The sequence below is a fragment of the Leptolyngbya sp. CCY15150 genome (genome assembly GCF_016888135.1).
Taxonomy (GTDB): domain Bacteria; phylum Cyanobacteriota; class Cyanobacteriia; order RECH01; family RECH01; genus RECH01.
In genome coordinates, this window is record NZ_JACSWB010000172.1 from 75,678 (window position 1) to 92,032 (window position 16,355).

At 52.7% G+C, this 16,355-nt stretch carries 15 protein-coding genes; 10 read left to right on the forward strand and 5 right to left on the reverse strand.

Features of this window, described 5'->3' with window-relative positions; translation table 11 throughout:
• Positions 1–129: 129 nt before the first annotated feature.
• Both JUJ53_RS11340 and JUJ53_RS24655 read right to left on the reverse strand, forming a co-directional pair.
• Positions 130–1,323, reverse strand: a complete 1,194-nt coding sequence (locus JUJ53_RS11340; RefSeq protein ID WP_239124983.1) for a septal ring lytic transglycosylase RlpA family protein — start codon at positions 1,321–1,323, stop codon at positions 130–132.
• 153 nt (positions 1,324–1,476) lie between these two features.
• Positions 1,477–1,830 carry a hypothetical protein gene (locus JUJ53_RS24655; RefSeq protein WP_239124997.1) on the reverse strand — a complete coding sequence of 118 codons (354 nt, stop codon included), beginning with the start codon at positions 1,828–1,830 and terminating at the stop codon, positions 1,477–1,479.
• Here JUJ53_RS24655 and JUJ53_RS11345 point away from each other — a divergent pair.
• From JUJ53_RS11345 to JUJ53_RS11390, 10 genes are all read left to right on the forward strand, one after another.
• Positions 1,730–2,509, forward strand: coding sequence for a DUF3598 family protein (locus JUJ53_RS11345; protein WP_239124993.1), 780 nt, complete (start codon positions 1,730–1,732; stop codon positions 2,507–2,509). The genes JUJ53_RS24655 and JUJ53_RS11345 overlap by 101 nt on opposite strands.
• Positions 2,510–2,749: 240 nt before the next feature.
• Positions 2,750–3,169, forward strand: a complete 420-nt coding sequence (locus JUJ53_RS11350; RefSeq protein ID WP_204152123.1) for a hypothetical protein — start codon at positions 2,750–2,752, stop codon at positions 3,167–3,169.
• 135 nt (positions 3,170–3,304) lie between these two features.
• Positions 3,305–3,721: an alr0857 family protein gene (locus tag JUJ53_RS11355; protein ID WP_204152124.1), complete on the forward strand. Its 417-nt coding sequence runs from the start codon at positions 3,305–3,307 to the stop codon at positions 3,719–3,721.
• A gap of 711 nt (positions 3,722–4,432) precedes the next feature.
• Entirely contained in the window at positions 4,433–4,918 is a 486-nt protein-coding gene (locus JUJ53_RS11360; protein ID WP_204152125.1) for a GNAT family N-acetyltransferase, read from the forward strand.
• Positions 4,919–5,012: 94 nt separating this feature from the next.
• Positions 5,013–5,330 carry a hypothetical protein gene (locus JUJ53_RS11365; protein ID WP_239124984.1) on the forward strand — a complete coding sequence of 106 codons (318 nt, stop codon included), beginning with the start codon at positions 5,013–5,015 and terminating at the stop codon, positions 5,328–5,330.
• A 394-nt stretch (positions 5,331–5,724) separates the two neighbouring features.
• Positions 5,725–6,138 (forward strand): Npun_F0494 family protein, encoded by a 414-nt coding sequence (locus JUJ53_RS11370; RefSeq protein ID WP_204152127.1) that lies wholly within the window; start codon positions 5,725–5,727, stop codon positions 6,136–6,138.
• Positions 6,139–6,160: 22 nt separating this feature from the next.
• The gene (cobQ, locus tag JUJ53_RS11375; protein ID WP_204152128.1) at positions 6,161–7,675 is read left to right on the forward strand and encodes a cobyric acid synthase CobQ; all 1,515 of its coding nucleotides are present in this window, start codon (positions 6,161–6,163) and stop codon (positions 7,673–7,675) included.
• 113 nt (positions 7,676–7,788) lie between these two features.
• Positions 7,789–8,517: an aspartate/glutamate racemase family protein gene (locus JUJ53_RS11380; RefSeq protein WP_204152129.1), complete on the forward strand. Its 729-nt coding sequence runs from the start codon at positions 7,789–7,791 to the stop codon at positions 8,515–8,517.
• Between the two features lie 360 nt (positions 8,518–8,877).
• Positions 8,878–11,547: a PAS domain-containing hybrid sensor histidine kinase/response regulator gene (locus tag JUJ53_RS11385; protein WP_204152130.1), complete on the forward strand. Its 2,670-nt coding sequence runs from the start codon at positions 8,878–8,880 to the stop codon at positions 11,545–11,547.
• Positions 11,540–12,937, forward strand: a complete 1,398-nt coding sequence (locus tag JUJ53_RS11390; protein WP_204152131.1) for a diguanylate cyclase — start codon at positions 11,540–11,542, stop codon at positions 12,935–12,937. The genes JUJ53_RS11385 and JUJ53_RS11390 overlap by 8 nt, the downstream gene beginning before the upstream one ends.
• A gap of 50 nt (positions 12,938–12,987) precedes the next feature.
• On the opposite strand, the gene JUJ53_RS11395 is transcribed toward JUJ53_RS11390, so the two are convergent.
• The 3 genes from JUJ53_RS11395 to JUJ53_RS11405 all read right to left on the reverse strand — a co-directional run bounded on the left by JUJ53_RS11395 (position 12,988) and on the right by JUJ53_RS11405 (position 15,960).
• Positions 12,988–13,386, reverse strand: a complete 399-nt coding sequence (locus JUJ53_RS11395; RefSeq protein WP_204152132.1) for a RidA family protein — start codon at positions 13,384–13,386, stop codon at positions 12,988–12,990.
• 379 nt (positions 13,387–13,765) lie between these two features.
• Complete coding sequence (locus JUJ53_RS11400) at positions 13,766–14,359, reverse strand: cold shock domain-containing protein (protein WP_204152133.1); 594 nt, start codon at positions 14,357–14,359, stop codon at positions 13,766–13,768.
• Between the two features lie 482 nt (positions 14,360–14,841).
• A complete protein-coding gene (locus JUJ53_RS11405) occupies positions 14,842–15,960 on the reverse strand; it encodes a sensor histidine kinase (protein ID WP_204152134.1) in 1,119 nt (372 codons plus the stop codon).
• Positions 15,961–16,355 lie beyond the last annotated feature (395 nt).

Genomic DNA, 16,355 nt, shown 5'->3' on the forward strand with positions numbered 1-16,355 from the left:
TCCTGAATGCCTCCTCTAGCTAGGTTTAGACCAAGCTGTTCTTGCGATCGCACCTACCGATCTCAACCAGATCTCAACCAGGGGGTGTTTCTCCCGTAGCTCTAAGGTCAAACCATGGCACCAGCACCCCTAAGACGGATTATCCTGCCGTCGCTCTTGAGCCTGGGCAATCAGGTGATCATTCACGAGGGCGGCAGACGACGTGGGAGGGGTTTGGGGAAGGGCTGCCAGCACATGGGCTTCGTAGTTAACCACTCCGCTTCCCTCGCTGTTGATGCACTGGGCTGCTTGGTGAGACAGATCGAGCGATCGCTCTCCTACGTAGGGGCCGCGATCGTTAATGCGCACGATCACAGATTGGTCGTTGTCTAGGTTGATCACCTCCAAGTACGTGCCAAAGGGCAGAGAGGGATGGGCTGCGGTCAGCTCGGTTTGGTCAAAGGTTTCCCCTGTCGCCGTGATGCGACCGTGGAAATAGGGGCCATACCAAGATGCCAGACCATCCATGACTTCCCCGGTGTAGGCAAGACCATAAAGCTGGGTTTGGGCTTCGACGAGGGACATGGGGGATTGCCCTAGGGCAATCAGTAAATTGTTGGCCCAAGCGATCGCCAGAAGATCGGCGCTGCGATCATAGGCTGTCGCTAGGTCATCATGCACCATTACCAGCAATTGATCGTTGAGATACAGCGTCGGGACGCCATCGCGCTGCACGAGCCGCACATTCATGGGCTCCAAGGAAAATTCTTCCAACTGGTAGCGTAGTCGCTGCGCCACCCAATCGGCTCGAATTTCCGTGGGCAGTTCGAACACTGGATATTTACCCACCCAAACCTGATAGCTGGCTTGGTGCTTGTCGTTGGCTAATACCGGTCTGGTGAGCAGGCCCACCTCCTCGCCTGGGAAGGGCATGCATTGATGATCGGAGGCTATGGGCTGAAAGGCCGATGGCATCTCTACTCCCTCAGGCAGGGGCAGGTGGAAGCGCGGGACGTAGGTGACGTCTACCGACAAAGGCGTAGACAACTCGGGCATGACGGCCATGGAGTTGAACGCATCTCCTAGCCACAAGGGTGCCTCAGATGGCGGGCGATCGCCTTGGGGATCATCGGAATTGAAAGCCATTTGCCACGTTGGCTTTTTAAAATCTGGGTTGAGGTCACTGATGAGCTGCTCGCCTAGCTGGGGCGATACCTGGGAAACTCCAGCTTCCGCCATGAGCAGTGCATCCGATAAACCCATCTCTAAGCTAGATGCAGCCTGCCCTGTCAGTGTCGCCGCTACGGTATACGACGCAACCCAGATTGATTGAGAAATGACCATATTAATCACTCTCTAATACTTTACATTTTGTTAAAAGACTGAGCCTGTCATTATACAAGCTTGTGTGAATTTTGATAATTTCGGCACAGATTTTTCAGTAATTCTCATGATGAGATTTTCTGTTCTCGCAGATTGGGGTAAGGGGCATGAACCTTAAGCCCCATTGGAGGGGCGCGGAGTCTCATCGTTGGTAGAGCCATGATAGACAACTATTGGCCAGGCGATGTCCTTTAAAAAGGCTACAAAAAGGCTGCAAACGAATCGAAAATCCTGCATCTTATAGATGTGGTCACCGATAGAGCGATCGCTTATCGCCGTGACATCGCTATCATCAACATTTATGCGCAGGTCGATGACGGAATTACCTTCCCTCTCCCAATGGGAACGCCTTTTGAAAAATTCAGGTATGTGGGCCGGCTCGTTCACGCGTCTTGGAACCAGTGGACAGGTCGAATCAGACACGCCGACGCTGGTTTCCTTGGTGCCCACGACGGATCGATCAACCATGCAGCAAACGGTGCAGCGTTTTCCCAGCAATGGCGCTGCTGAATCTGCTCAAACCTTTGAGTACAGCTCCTTAAGTCGGAGTGTCCTGTTTTTTGAAAACGGAGCCTTTTCCCAAGGATCGATGCAGTACGGCCCCTTCTCGCAGTTTGGGGCTGAATTTGGGTTTATTGAGGGCGATCGCCGCCTACGTTTGGTGCCGCTTTTTAACACCGAGAGCCATCTGGACAGCATCACTCTGATTCGCGAACAGCGGCAGGGCAGCCAAGCGGCAGAGCGCCCACCCCTGACGGTGGATCAACTCGTCGGTCTATGGCGCGGGGAAGCGATTACCCTCTATGCCGATCTGCGATCGCCCACCACCTGTCGCACGACGCTCACGATTCAACGCGAGGGCGATCGCCTCGTCCAATCTTTACTATGGAGCGATCGCTACATTACCTCTGAAGCCAGCATTGATGGCGCGACGCTCACCTTCAAGCAAGGAGCCTATGCAATCCAACTGCTGATGCTGCCTGATGGAGCGTCTTGCAACACACCTTTGACGATTCCCAACCGGCGCTCTTTCTTCTTGGAAGCAGGTTGGCTGGTGCGCCCTGATCTCCGCCAGCGGCTGATTCGCAGCTATGACGATCGGGGCACCTGGTTAAGCCTCACCCTGGTGACAGAATGGAAAACCTAAGGACATCCTCAAGATCGTGAAAAAAGCTGGACATTCTAGATGCTACAAGTGTAGTATTTGGATACTTGAGTTGTATTGGGATTAATGGCATCTGCTTTCCAGTTTCCAGGTCAGGTCTGGCTGTGATTCCCGACTGGTTTCACCGTTGCCCCTCCTGGGCGTCAAGCCATTGATCTATCTTGCTTAGACCTGTATTGTTCAAAATTTTTCTATCTTCACCGTTCAACCCTGGCTAGTTCCATGTTTAGACCCCTTGCCCTACAGCCACTTCTACAGCACCTCAACGGCGTATCCGTTGAGCGATCGCTGGCTGCAAGCAGCACCGACCATCGGTGCCGGGCTACCCATGGGCATGGCACGCATTCCAGCCTTGGGGTATGTCATCTCCTGGGGCATGGGCTGATCGCATGGGCTCTAGGGCTTGGCATCCAGGCGACAGGTGAACCTGTAGGGGCTGCGTTGACCGCTGGGCTGCGATCGCTCGTATCCAGCCTGTTGGATGATACCGGCCGATTGGTATCCCTGCTCCATCGTGAAACCAACAACCTAGATGTAAGTGCCGATGTCCTAGGGATTGATCACCCTATTTTCGTCTATCCAATCCAAGTCATCCATCAGAGCGGTAGGTATCGACCTCAGGTCATACCCAGTGTCACCTAAACCTAGCCTTGGGCTAGATCTTGACCCCGCTTCTGAGTTACCAGGAGCGGGGTTTTTGTTGGTCTCTAGGCTCCGCGATCGCATCGTTATATTCATCATTTTTCTCATCCAGATGGTTTAACCCAGAGGTGATCCATGCTCAAACTCACCTACTCCGATATGGGGTTGTATCTCGAACGGGTCGCCGAGCCCCTAGAGGTGCTGCTCGCTCGTCGAGCTTTGCTAGCGCTACGTACGGGGCACAGCATGCACATTCACAGCAGTCGCGCCTCCCTGTTGTTTTCCACTCAAGCGATTCAACGAACCGATCTAGAACAGGCCATTCAAGCTGAATGGACGAATCCATGCCGCCATTTTTCGCAGGATTCAGTCATTACCCTAGAGGCTGTTGACGAACACTGGATTGAAGTCAGCCTCCCTGGGGTATGGATTGCCAGCGATCGCCATACCCACGACGGCATTGTCATGACCTGTCTGGGCGATCGCTTAGAGGCACTGTTCATGCAGCTTTGGCGGATGCAAAATTCTGTGTCCTTCTGCTCGGAATCGTGAGGTGATGCCATGATCGTCTACCGCTGCCCTGGCTTTGATAACGGTTGCCGCTCTCCTTAAAGACAAGCGATCGGCAACGTTGCCATCCCGTCGTCTTGGCAGACAACCCAGCTCCCGATTCACTCCAAAACCTGGCACAACCTAACCGTAATTTACAGATCTAGGTGTGTATGTCCGTGGTAAGGGGTGCCAACATTATCAGCGTTACGTGATTGCTATCCAACCATTCTTCATCTAACCTTTACGCCACTCATCATTCGACTCACTCCATCCACTTACCCCTAGCGGAACGGGAGGCTACCATGAGACCGAATTATCCCCCTAATTGGTTATTTAGCGCTGCTATCCAGGTTGGCAAGTATACGCTCTTGTTTGTCTTTGGTGGCACTCTCTTCTCATTGGTTTCTATCACCCTGGGCGTTCTGCCTGTGGCAGAGATCTTTATATTTCTGATTGCTCTATTCCTATGGCGGATCGTCTTGATTGTCCTATGTTTGTTAGCTGCGGGCGTTCTTGTTGAATCGTTTAGATAGGACAACTCCTAGAGCCAGGGGCGATCGCTTTGACTAACATGGGGCGATCGCTCGGGGCAGTCTGGGACTAGACGCATCCCCGCCCACTTGCACGATTTCTAGAATTCACTGGTCAAGGTTGCCCTTTTTGGGGCAATATGGCCAGAATATGCACAATTACTGTACGAGCTAATCTGCAATGAGCAAAACGGCGATTGATGTGACCTATCGCTTGGCAACACTGGCAGACCTTGAACTTGCCCTGAACCTGATGCAGGAGTTCTATGCAATCGAGCGAATTCAGTTTCAAGAATCATGGACTCGTCCTGTCTTGACGGAATTTTTGCAAAACGAGACCTATGGCCAGTTTTGGCTAGTGGAAGCCCATCAAGCGATCGCTGGTTATGGAATCATTACCTTTGGCTATAGCCTGGAGCTGGGCGGGCGAGATGCCTTGCTCGATGAGCTCTACCTAAGACCAGCGTTTCAAGGGCAGGGGCTTGGGTCGCAGATGCTGGACTTGATGGAGACCACCTGCCGCCGTCAGGGCATCAAAGTTCTTAGTCTTGTGGTCGATCACCATAATCCCAAGGCGCGATCGCTCTATGAACGGTCTGGCTTCCGTCAACCCACCCGCGACATTTTACACAAGTGGCTCGAACCCCAGCCATCCATGCCGAGTTGAGCACCCGATGTTAGAATCATGTGCCCAACCCTCTGCGATCGCCGCCCATAGATGAGCGATCGCCCCCATGTATGAACTAAGCAGTAGAGATATGATGCTAGACATTAACCCCAGACAAAATCGGCTCTACATTCGACTTCAAGAGGCATTTCGCCAAGGCCATGAAGTTCGAGTGCGGCTGCCCCATGGCGACTTTATGGGGGTGCCCATTTATCTCGATGCAGACTTTGTGGAGCTGCTCGATCTGTATATTCCTACACCGGATGAGGGAGACGATTGCTGTGAGCGAACCGTTTGGTTGATTAAGCTGTCGGAAATTATCACCATTTCCCTTTCCACGGAATATTGGTCGAAGGATCGGCTAGAACAATTGCTCAGTCAAGAAAATGAACCGTCGGAATCTCGGGAGTGATGTCTGGGGCTATGCCAAGGTACTCACGGCATTCTTCTAGTCTTCTTCTAGTCATTGAGTAGTGGGGCACTAGGGTTTCCTGGGCTCATTGTTTCCCTGTGCGAACGAGTTCTCAGAGCCGACGAGTTCCCTGAGCGAACGATTTCCCTGTGCGAAGTCGTTGGCGTAGCTGCCCCAGAGGGGCTAGGGAACGATGGTTTTTTGGCTTTCTTCCTTCGGGAGACGTTCCCAGGGGCTACGCTGGCTGAGCGAAGCCTCTGGGAGCGAGGGGGCTGCGACGTCCAGCGTCCATGTCAGCTAAGTTGGGCATTTGTCGGGGGCCGGCATAGAATGTAGAAGATTCAGGCAAGGCTGCCTCTTTCGGTGATTATCCCCTAGGGCCTTTAGCAGATCTATGACCTCGGTAAAGTCAAACCCGATTTTCGCTCGCTATCCACGCCGCACGATCCTTCGAGCTGAGCGAGCAGTGCGCTGTTCGCCCTTTTCCCCGGCTTTATTTGTCATTATGAGTCGGGAGGGGGTTGCCCTAGGGGCGATCGCTGGAGAATCGGGCCGCAAGCTGGGCTATACTCGTCGTCCTGTGGCGGAATTGGTCGCAGAGTCAGAACTTCTGTGGCTGATCCAGGTGGGGATGCTGCGTCGGGAAGTGGATGGACAAGGCTTAACCGATAGTTTTCGGTTGACCCCCCTAGGTCGGTTGCTGCTGGATCAGTGGCATTCAGCCAAAACGATGCCACCGCCATCTTGGCTGGATCGCATCCTCAATACCCTAAGTCGATGGATACGCTGGTCAGAATGGCTACAGTAATGCACCAGTGGGAGGCACTGACATGAAGGCAATTATGCTGTTGGGAACGCTTTCCCGATCGGGAAAATCGCTGCTGGTGACGGCCTTGTCCCGAATTTTGGTTCGCCAAGGCTGGCGAGTTGGCCCCTTTAAGGCCCAAACCTGTGGGGTGAGCACGTACTTTACATCGAGCGGTGGCGAAATTGGCTATGCGCAGGCGGTGCAGGCCTGGGCAGCCCAAACCCTGCCACGGGTGGATATGAATCCCATCGTCCTCAAGCTTCAAGATGCAGCGATCGCCCGCGTGGTGTTTGCTGGCAAAACGGCAATTGGTGAAATTAATCTATCGGACTATTATCCGCAGCACCATGAAGCAGCATGGCGGGTAATTCAAGACGCCTTGCATCGACTCAAAGATGAGTTTGATGTGCTGGTCTGCGAAGGAGAGGGGACACCGTCAGAGCTGCCGATTAAACCCTACGATGTTTCTAATTTTCGGGTAGCTCAGTCCCTTGATGCAGCAGTTTTTTTGGTGGTTGACCTAGAGCGAGATGGAGCGTTTGCGCAAGTTTTAGGAACCCTGGAAACTCTGGAACCTGACGAGCGATCGCGGGTAGCGGGACTCATCCTCAACAAGGTTCACGGATCGCGATCGCTGCTGCAATCCACCATTCAAACCCTGGTAGAGCGCACAGGCATTCCGGTGGTGGGTACGATTCCCTACCTCGACCAAAACTTTCCTGCCATTGAATCTCTTTCCTTAATTGATCATCGTACCCACGATAGCGGTCGCGAAGTCAATATCTCGATTATCAAGCTACCGCGAATTTCTAACCTGACGGACTTTGATCCCCTGCGATCGGAGTCCAGCGTTTCTCTGCGCTACGTAGGTTTGAAGGAAACCCTGGGCTATCCTGATGCGGTGATTATCCCCGGCTCCAAATCTACCATCGCTGATTTGCTAACCCTGCAGCGCACTGGCATGGCTGAACAATTGCAAAACTATGCAGCGGCGGGTGGCACTGTCTTGGGGATTTGTGGTGGCTTTCAAATGATGGGTAAGCTATTGGCAGATCCGGAGGGCATTGAAGGTCAGGAAGGACGCTTTAAGGGACTAGAACTTATTCCCTTGAAAACAGTGATTACTTCCCAAAAAACAGCGAGGCAGCGATCGGTGACCTCTAACTATCCCCAGGCAGGATTGCCGGTGGTGGGCTATGAGTTCTGCCAAGGACGTAGTCACACTTTGGATAAAGATGTTAATGAAACCGGTGAGTCACCTTTTACCGCCTTATTTGACGATCGCAATCTAGGCGTCGTAGACAACGCTCAGCTTCTCTGGGGCACGCATCTCCATGGCTTATTCGATAATGGCCCATGGCGACGCACCTGGCTGAACCGTCTGCGCCAACAGCGCGGGCTGTCCTCCTTACCTACAGGCATCTCCAACTACCGCGAACAGCGGGAAATGTTGCTGGATGCGATCGCTGATGTGGGAGAAGCCTATCTAGACCTAGGAGCTATTCTCGCTTCCTTGGGTGATGCCAGTCCAGTTTGATCTGCCCCCGTTATCCTGAAAACAGGCTGGATAAAATGTCTAGAGTTGATCTGGATCGCTCTAGTTATTTTAACGCCAGCAACTTACTTCAATTTTTACACTAAGGGCTGTCTATGCGGATTAAGGTCATTAATGGCAATACGTTTGAGTTGATGACGCAGGAGATTGATCGCATTGCTCAACAGGTGCGATCGCCCCATGTTGAAATCGTCACCACCCAGCCGCGATCGGGGCCTCAGTCTGTTGAAAGCTACTATGATGAATATTTAGCTATTCCTGGCATTCTAGAAGAAATTATCTTATCAGGTGATGATTTCGATGCTTTTATTCTGGCCTGCTGGGGTGATCCGGGCATAGAAGCAGCGCGGGAACTCACCCGTTGTCCGGTGATTGGCGTGGCGGAAGCCAGTATGTATGTGGCCAATATGCTGGCGGCCCGTTGGGGCGTGGTCACCACCCAGCATCGCACTCTGGATATGATTGAAAAAACGATTCACAAAGCTGGCTTTAGCCATCGCTGCGTCTCTATTCGCACCACGGGCATTCCGGTAACCCAAACGGAGACCGATCGCCCCGCCACGGTGGATGCCCTGGAGCGAGAGATCCGGGATGCCATGGCCAGCGATCGCCTCGAAGCTGTCTGTCTCGGCTGTGCTGGCATGGCGGGGCTAGATCATGAACTGGAAGCCCGGCTGGGCATTCCGGTGATTGATGCTGTCGCAGCGGCGGTGAAACTAGCGGAGGCGGTGGTGGGGCTGAAGAAATATACCAGTAAAGCCCTCACCTACCAGCCGCCCGACCCCAAGCCCATCCTGGGTTATCCCGATCATATGCAGCCCTAGGCAGCCCGTCTTGACCATATGCTGATCCCGAATCTGGGCTAAGATTCTGTCATCGTCCCCGTGCTAACCCCTAGGCGATCGGGTATAGCCCACTTTTGTAGCCCTCACCCTAAATCCCTCTCCCAGAGCGGGAGAGGGACTTTGAATCCAGTCCCCCTTCGCCCTTTTTGGGGAGAAGGGGTTAGGGGATGAGGTCATCGTCCCTGTGCTAACCCCTCAGCGATCGCTGTCTTCTCTACCGTGACGCTTTCTACGACCTATCCCCGTACGAGCATGGCCCATCTCACCGTTTTATGCATTAGTTCCCAGAGTAGTCTTGCTGTCCTACTTGAGCAGGAACTATCAAGCATCTGTAAGATCTTGGATGCTGAACTTCTGAACCATGCCAGCCTGGACGTGCGCACGTTTGACCATTGGCAGGCAGCCCTGGATGTTGTACAAACTTGCCAAGCGGCGGAGCAGGCTATCCCGATCGCCCTCATGGACTGCGTTGAGCCAGACTGGGGCGATCGCTTCTGGGAGGTGCTGCAGAGCCAGTCTCCGCAAACCGTGGGCATTAGCCTGGTGGAACCCTGCGATTCAGCAGATGCTCTTTTTCAGCGATCGCCCAGCCATCGTCTGCTGCTGAAACCCTTACACCGTCCTAGCCTGCGCCTTGTCCTACACCAAGCCCTGCGGCAGTATGTGCTGGAAATCCAGCAACAGCAGCACCATGCGCAGCTAGCCCAGATCAACCAACAGATTGTTCAGCAAATTGAACAGCGCACCCAGGCTCTGGCCGAGCAAACCCACAACCATGCCCAAATTTTGCATGAGCAGGCCCAGCTTGAAGAAACCCTGCGGCAGTCGGAGGCTAAGTTCTCCATTGCTTTTCGCGCCAGTCCCGTCATTTTGTCGATTACTGACCTCAGCGATCGCCGCTACATTGAAGTCAACAATCGTTTCTTGGAAACCTTTGGCTATGAGCGGGATGAAGTTGTCGGACGCACTACGCTGGAGTTTAATAACTGGAATAACCTAGACTCCCGCGAGCAATTTCGCCAACTGCTGCAAGAACAGGGGGTGGTGCGGGGGCAGGAGCATGAGTTTGTCACCAAGTCGGGGCAAATTATTACCGGCATCGTCTCCGCCGATATTATTCCAGTCAACGGTAATCCCTGCATTTTGTCGGTGATTGAAGATATTACGCAGCGCAAGAAAATTGAGCAGGCGCTGAAGCAGGCGGAGCTGAACTATCGCAGCATTTTTGAAAACGCCGTTGACGGTATTTTCCAAACGACGACCGATGGGCGATATTTAGCAGCCAATTTAGCCTTGGTGCAGCTCTACGGCTATGCCACCACGGAGGAATTTCTAGAGTCGCAGTTCAATGCTTCGGATTTGTATAGTCATCCCAATCGACGGGCGGAGTTTCTGGCCATTCTCCACCAAGAGGATCTGATCGCCAATTTTGAGTCTGAAATCCGTCGCCGCGATGGTAGCCATGTGTGGATTTCGGAAACGGCAAGAGTGGTGCGGGATGCCAACGGAGACATTCTCTATTACGAAGGGCTGGTGCGGGATATCAGCGATCGCAAGCGGGCTGAACTAGCGCTGCAGGCCGCGAAGGAGTCGGCAGATGCGGCCAACAAGGCCAAGAGTGAGTTTTTGGCCAATATGAGCCATGAGCTACGGACGCCTCTCAATGCCGTGATTGGCTTCACTCAAATTATGCTGCGGGACAGCAGTATTTCTAATGAGCATCGAGAAAATCTGGAAATCATTCATCGGGCCGGTGAACATCTCCTAGATTTGATCAATGATGTGTTGGAAATGTCCAAAATTGAGGCAGGCAAGACGGTGCTGTCCTCCGATAATGTTGACCTCTACGGGTTATTAGAAGCGCTGCACACCATGATGCAACTGCGGGCAGAGGGGAAAGGGTTGGATCTCAACGTGGCGATCGCCCCGGATGTGCCACGCTATGTCAACACCGACCAGCGCAAGCTCCGCCAAGTGTTGCTCAACCTGCTGAGTAATGCCATTAAATTTACCGAAGCAGGCTGTGTGACCCTGCGCGCCTGGGTGCCATCGAAGCCCAAGCTCACCTCACCGCCAACCCCTTGGATGATTCAGTTTGAGGTGATCGATACGGGGGTAGGCATTGCCGACCATGAACTCGATTTCTTGTTTGAAGCCTTTGCCCAAACCGAAAGTGGGAGGCTGTCTAACCAGGGGACAGGTTTAGGTTTGCCCATTAGCCGAAAATTTATTCAGCTCATGGGCGGGGAAATCACGGTTCGCAGCATCCCCCAACAAGGATCCCAGTTTCAGTTTTATATTCAAGCTATGCCCGTGAGCGCAACCGATGTGCAGCCCCAGATCTCCGATCGCCGGGTCATTGGCCTCGTACCGGGTTTGCCCCAATACCGCATTTTGGTGGTGGATGATAAGTGGGAAAATCGTCAACTGCTGATGAAGCTACTCACCCCCATTGGCCTGCTGGTGCGGGAGGCAGAGCATGGCCAGACAGCGATCGCCATCTGGGAAGAATGGGATCCCCATCTCATTTGGATGGATATGCGGATGCCGGTGATGGATGGCTATGAGGCCACCAAGCAAATTCGCGCATCCCTTAAAGGACAGGCGACGGTGATTCTGGCCTTGACGGCCAGCGCCCTAGAAGAGGAAAAACTTGTGGTACTATCCGCAGGTTGCAACGACTTTGTCCGTAAGCCGTTTCGAGAAGCTGATTTATTTAGCAAAATGGCAGACTACCTGGGTCTGCGCTACGTTTACGAAGAGCAGGCGATCGCCCCCCCAGCAACCCTGGATCCCCTCGATCTCACCCCTGAAGACCTATCGGTGATGCCCCCCACCTGGGTTCAGGAGCTATACACCGCCGCCCGCAGCGGTGATGATGAATACCTGCATGGTCTCATTCAGGACATTCCATCCTGCCATGCCTCCCTGATTAACGGACTGACTGATCTGACCAACAATTTCCACTTCGATCACATTACTCAATTGGCCAGCTTGCAGCATGACTAGCGCTCCTCACTCCTCCGCCAAGGCTGACATCCTTGTGGTAGACGACCAACCGGATAACATTCGTCTCCTGTCAACCTTGCTCATTGAACAGGGTTACAAAGTTCGCAAGGCAACCAACGGCGAGATGGCTCTCAATGCCATTGATATTCGCCTGCCAGACTTGATCTTGCTCGACATTAACATGCCCAGCCTAAATGGGTATGAGGTTTGCAGGTCGCTCAAAGCCAATCCTAAAACCAGTCACATTCCCGTGATTTTCCTTAGCGCCCTCGATGACAGCCTCGATAAGGTGCGTGCGTTCCAGGTGGGGGGATCGGACTATGTCAGCAAGCCATTCCAGGTGGAAGAGGTGCTGGCCCGGTTGGAAAACCATCTCACCATTCAGCGGCAGCGGCAGCAGCTCTGTGAACAGAATACTCGCCTGCAGCAGGAAATTGAAACGCGGCAGCAGACGGAGGAAATTCTTTATCAATCTCGGGCGCTGCTGGCGAGTGTGTTAAACAGTTCCCTAGACGGGGTTGGCGCGGCCCAGTCGGTGCGCGATCGCTTGGGAGAAATTGCCGATTTTCGTTGCTTGGTGGTCAACCCCGTTGCGGCACGGCTGGTGGGACAACGGCGCGAAGATCTCACCGGCAAATTACTGCTGCGATCGCTGTTGGATAAGGTCGATAGTGCATTATTCCCGTCCTTGGCCAACGTGGTCGAAACCGGACAGGTGCTAGAGCGCGAACTCTACCATGTCTACGAAGGCATTGAAACCTGGTTCCAACTGGTGTCTGTCAAACTAGGGGATGGCTTTGCGGTTACCTTTCGAGACATCACCCGCCAAAAGCAATCGGAAATGGAATTGCAGATGGCGAATCTAGAGCTACAGCGCTTAGCGAATCTGGATGGTCTCACCCAGTTGGCCAACCGCCGTCGATTTGATGCTTACCTCGATCAAGAATGGCGACGGCTGCGACGGGAACAACTGCCGCTGTCGTTGATTGTCTGCGATGTGGACTACTTCAAATCCTACAACGATCGCTATGGACACCAAGCAGGCGATGATTGCCTGAAGCGGATCGCCCAAGCCTTAACCGCGACGATTCGCCGACCGGCAGATCTAGTCGCCCGCTACGGAGGTGAAGAGTTGGCGATTATTCTTCCCAATACCAGTGAAGTGGGTGCCATCCATGTGGCCCAGCAAGTGTCAGCAGCGATCGCCCAGTTGCAAATTCCCCATGCCGATTCCAGCGTCAGTGCCCACGTAACTGCCAGTATGGGCATTGCTAGCTTCATTCCCTCCGAGGAGCGATCGCCCCATAGTCTTTTTGCGGCGGCGGATCAGGCCCTCTATGCAGCGAAACAACAGGGACGCGATCGCTACTGTCTAGCGTCTCAAACCTAGGGCGATCGCCCATCCCAAGGCCCATTCCAGAGCGATCGCTTACCTGTCTATCATGAGTCAAGCGATCGCTCTTTGATAGCGACTCCCATGACCTTCACTCGACCACCAAAAGGAAGCGCTGCTGCCTGATAGATTGTCCTAGCGGGTCGTCGATCTTCTGGAAATAGATCAGCGTATAGCTTATTGACTTCCGCTACGTCATTGAGGTCAATAAAGGCAATATCAATAAAGGTGAGATCGTCTACGGAGAAGTCTGCAGCTCGAAGGGCGGCGAAAAGGTTACTAAAAGCCCGCTCGGCTTCATCGCGGACGGTACCTGGAATATAGTCACCAGACTCGTTAATGGAAAGTTGACCACTGAGATAACAGATATTATCTACAACGACGGCATGGCTAATAGGCGAAGACCATTGGGGTAAACCGTCACCATGCATCACAAATTTGCGCATTGCTCTTTTGCTAAAAAAAGTGCTGTGTAGAGACCTATCATACAGCATCAACTCTCTTTCTTTGATTGCATTGGTTTGATACGCCGTTGCTGTCTAACGGTTGAAATGATGTGAGGCGAACCCCTACCGAGCGCGCCAGAATTTAATGGGTAAGCTAACAAACAACGTCGCTATTTAATTATTGTGCCTATGGAGTAACCTAGGAATTACATCTGTTGCGATCATTGCAACCATTAAGTAGCCGAGTAGCCAACGCATCTTGCAGATAAGCGATCGCCCTGGGTAGTACAGCAACTCAGTGGAGTGAAGGTAAGTTAAAGGTCACTTCACCATGGGTGGCTTTTAATTATCTTTTGAACCGAATGATTGGGTTGCAACGCTATCTTGGTGCTCTCTGCCAACCTGCTGCAACCGCTTCTGATTCTGAGCAGAACCACCTTTCTCCCTTGCTAGGATCAATGATTGTTCCGCTGTAATCTCTCATGCCTGGAACATGATAAAGCCTAGCCCCCGTGGAAATTGAAATATTACCTTTGACAACACAGTCTGGTTTTACAATTGATGCAATTGGTGTGGGTGAGCGGCTAGGACTGCTCTGTATCTGAAGCAGAACAATGCCGGCCATAATGACAAGGACAAAGAGACCAAGGATAGTTTCGATCAATCCACCTTTCCTTCTTCTCCGCTTGCTTGGCGCACTTCTCTGCTTGTTTGGCGCAGGTTTTACGTTTTGTAATGTTGAAGATTGGGAAACAACGCCTTGAATTGCAGCACCAGAAGCACGAGTTTTTCCATCCGATTGAGTGACTAACTCATAGAAAATGGTGTCTCCAACTTTTGGGCGACGACCCGTTGTTCTTATGGCACTGATATGGAGAAAAACCTCTTCTCCGCTTTCGCTGGGCTTGATAAATCCAAACCCTCTATCATCGTTCCACTTTACTAATTGCCCCTTATTCAAACCAGGCTTCATGAAAAACTTTACCCTCAAATCGCCTGAGCATCTCAGCCAGAAAAACTTGCTCCATGTATGCCTGGAAATCTAATGGACAGTTGTCATGCACCGTCCCAACCAAAAGCTAAGCAGCTCAACTGTTGTTTATGCTGAATGTATCCTCTCAGGTCATCATAACATCCCTCATCAGGTCAAATAGCTAGACCATAGTTGAATGCTCTTCAACTGATGCGGGCTAGGCTGAAAATTATCCGTATAGCAGTATTCTTTAGGCTGTTATGCAGATGCTGTTCTGTCCTATGGATGATGTCATAGCTACACCCCTCCCAGGAAAATTGGTTGCTCCTTTATCCATGGAATCATATTGCTGGAGTTGGTTAATACGCATTGGTTTCTTAGGAGGATGCGTGATGCTGCGCTAGAGCATTCTACGAGATGGGCGATCGCCCTTGAAATACCGACTATTATGCTGAAGTTCTTTGCCTAACCGGGCGTTGCCGCTACCTTTGTCGTCCGGGGAGCGTAAACCGGAATATTGAGCCGACACCGAGTTCGCTCTCTAAGGTCACGACCCCGTCGTGCGCTTCGACAAACGTTTTAACGATGGCGAGACCCAGCCCAAAACCTCCTTTCTTATCGGGATCTGTTTCGTGTTTCTCGAACACGGTCTGGCAGCGCTCCGGCGAGATCCCGCCCCCATTGTCTTGAACGAAACACTCAACATCACCTGCCACACCTATCTCACGCGCACCGATGATGACTTCCCCGTGCGGCGTATAGGCGATCGCGTTGGAGATCAGGTTTTGGAAAATCCGTCTCACCAGGCTGGCATCAGCGTAGGCGACAAAATCCTCGGGTACGGTATTGGTCAGGCGAGTGGTGCTTGTCCCGTCAACGGGGTAGAGGTCATGGATGAGGACTTCGACCAAGGGCCACAGATCAAAGTTCCGGCGCGCCAACTTAACGCCGACCTCGGGTACCAAATTGGTGTTCTCCTTGATGACCTTACTGATTAACTCTTCTAGGTGGTGAACATTCCGGTTGAGAATCTTGATCATCTGTGTAGCTTGTGGCGCTTCGGTACAATCCCGAGCAAGGAGCTTTTCGAGAACCCGCGCGGAAAGCGCAATGGCATTCAGGGGCGTGCGCAGGTCATGGGCTACGAACGATAAATACTGCTCTCGCTGCCGTTGCACCTCGACTGCCTTATGGGTAGCAAATGACTGCACAGCCGACCCGATCGCTCCATCGAGGACGCGGTTGAGAACATGGAACGGCCTTCCCTGTATGCTCAAACCATTCCGATCGGCTAGGTCGTGGATACAGCCGCGCAGGATGTTGTATTCGGCAACCACCTCCTCAATATCGAAGGCGTCTTTGGCCCGCTGCAAGCCGTGGGTGGATGGACTGTCGCCGACAAGGGCTTGGGCGATCGTCTCGCTTGACCCGACTCGGAGGGCGGTTGCAAGTTCTGTCAGCAGATGGGGCATGTGATCGTTGAGGTTCGGCACGTCGAGATCCCGCGCTGCTGGGAGTGTCCGGACTTGGGCCCGCCACTCAGCAAGCAAGGCGTCGCGCTTGTGATCGATAAGCTGTGCAAGTTCGCCGATGATGTTCATAGCCATGAACCCTCCGCTGACGCGATTAGTTGAGACTGCCTCTTCCGCTTAACTGCTCGTTGTACTGAATATATAGCGGTCATCCATTCAGTTGAGACGGCAAATCCCCGCGCTCTGGCAGCTATACAGACCAAACCCGCCTACACGGGGGCGTTGCTGAATCGACCATTTGCTGATTTGCGCTAAGAAACCGTGAGCGAAACGCTCACACTACCTTGATGGTGAATGAGTGGGAGCATCTTGCTACCATGCCAATTTCATCGCCTCATTCAGCAACGCCTACATGGGTTCAAAACACCCTAATCTTTGGATGCCCTAGCCCATCTGACTCCTGCTAAATCTTTCCTAAGCATCATAACACCCCTTATAAGAGCAAATAACTAGACTTTAGTTGA

Coding starts and splice junctions, on each gene's coding strand:
- JUJ53_RS11405 (WP_204152134.1), bottom strand. CDS start 15,960: ATGAACATCATCGGCGAACTTGCACAGCTTATCGATCACAAGCGCGAC.
- JUJ53_RS11345 (WP_239124993.1), top strand. CDS start 1,730: ATGTGGGCCGGCTCGTTCACGCGTCTTGGAACCAGTGGACAGGTCGAA.
- JUJ53_RS11355 (WP_204152124.1), top strand. CDS start 3,305: ATGCTCAAACTCACCTACTCCGATATGGGGTTGTATCTCGAACGGGTC.
- JUJ53_RS11400 (WP_204152133.1), bottom strand. CDS start 14,359: ATGAAGCCTGGTTTGAATAAGGGGCAATTAGTAAAGTGGAACGATGAT.
- JUJ53_RS11360 (WP_204152125.1), top strand. CDS start 4,433: ATGAGCAAAACGGCGATTGATGTGACCTATCGCTTGGCAACACTGGCA.
- JUJ53_RS11350 (WP_204152123.1), top strand. CDS start 2,750: ATGTTTAGACCCCTTGCCCTACAGCCACTTCTACAGCACCTCAACGGC.
- JUJ53_RS11380 (WP_204152129.1), top strand. CDS start 7,789: ATGCGGATTAAGGTCATTAATGGCAATACGTTTGAGTTGATGACGCAG.
- JUJ53_RS11370 (WP_204152127.1), top strand. CDS start 5,725: ATGACCTCGGTAAAGTCAAACCCGATTTTCGCTCGCTATCCACGCCGC.
- JUJ53_RS11365 (WP_239124984.1), top strand. CDS start 5,013: ATGCTAGACATTAACCCCAGACAAAATCGGCTCTACATTCGACTTCAA.
- JUJ53_RS11395 (WP_204152132.1), bottom strand. CDS start 13,386: ATGCGCAAATTTGTGATGCATGGTGACGGTTTACCCCAATGGTCTTCG.
- JUJ53_RS11340 (WP_239124983.1), bottom strand. CDS start 1,323: ATGGTCATTTCTCAATCAATCTGGGTTGCGTCGTATACCGTAGCGGCG.
- JUJ53_RS24655 (WP_239124997.1), bottom strand. CDS start 1,830: ATGGTTGATCGATCCGTCGTGGGCACCAAGGAAACCAGCGTCGGCGTG.
- JUJ53_RS11390 (WP_204152131.1), top strand. CDS start 11,540: ATGACTAGCGCTCCTCACTCCTCCGCCAAGGCTGACATCCTTGTGGTA.
- cobQ (WP_204152128.1), top strand. CDS start 6,161: ATGAAGGCAATTATGCTGTTGGGAACGCTTTCCCGATCGGGAAAATCG.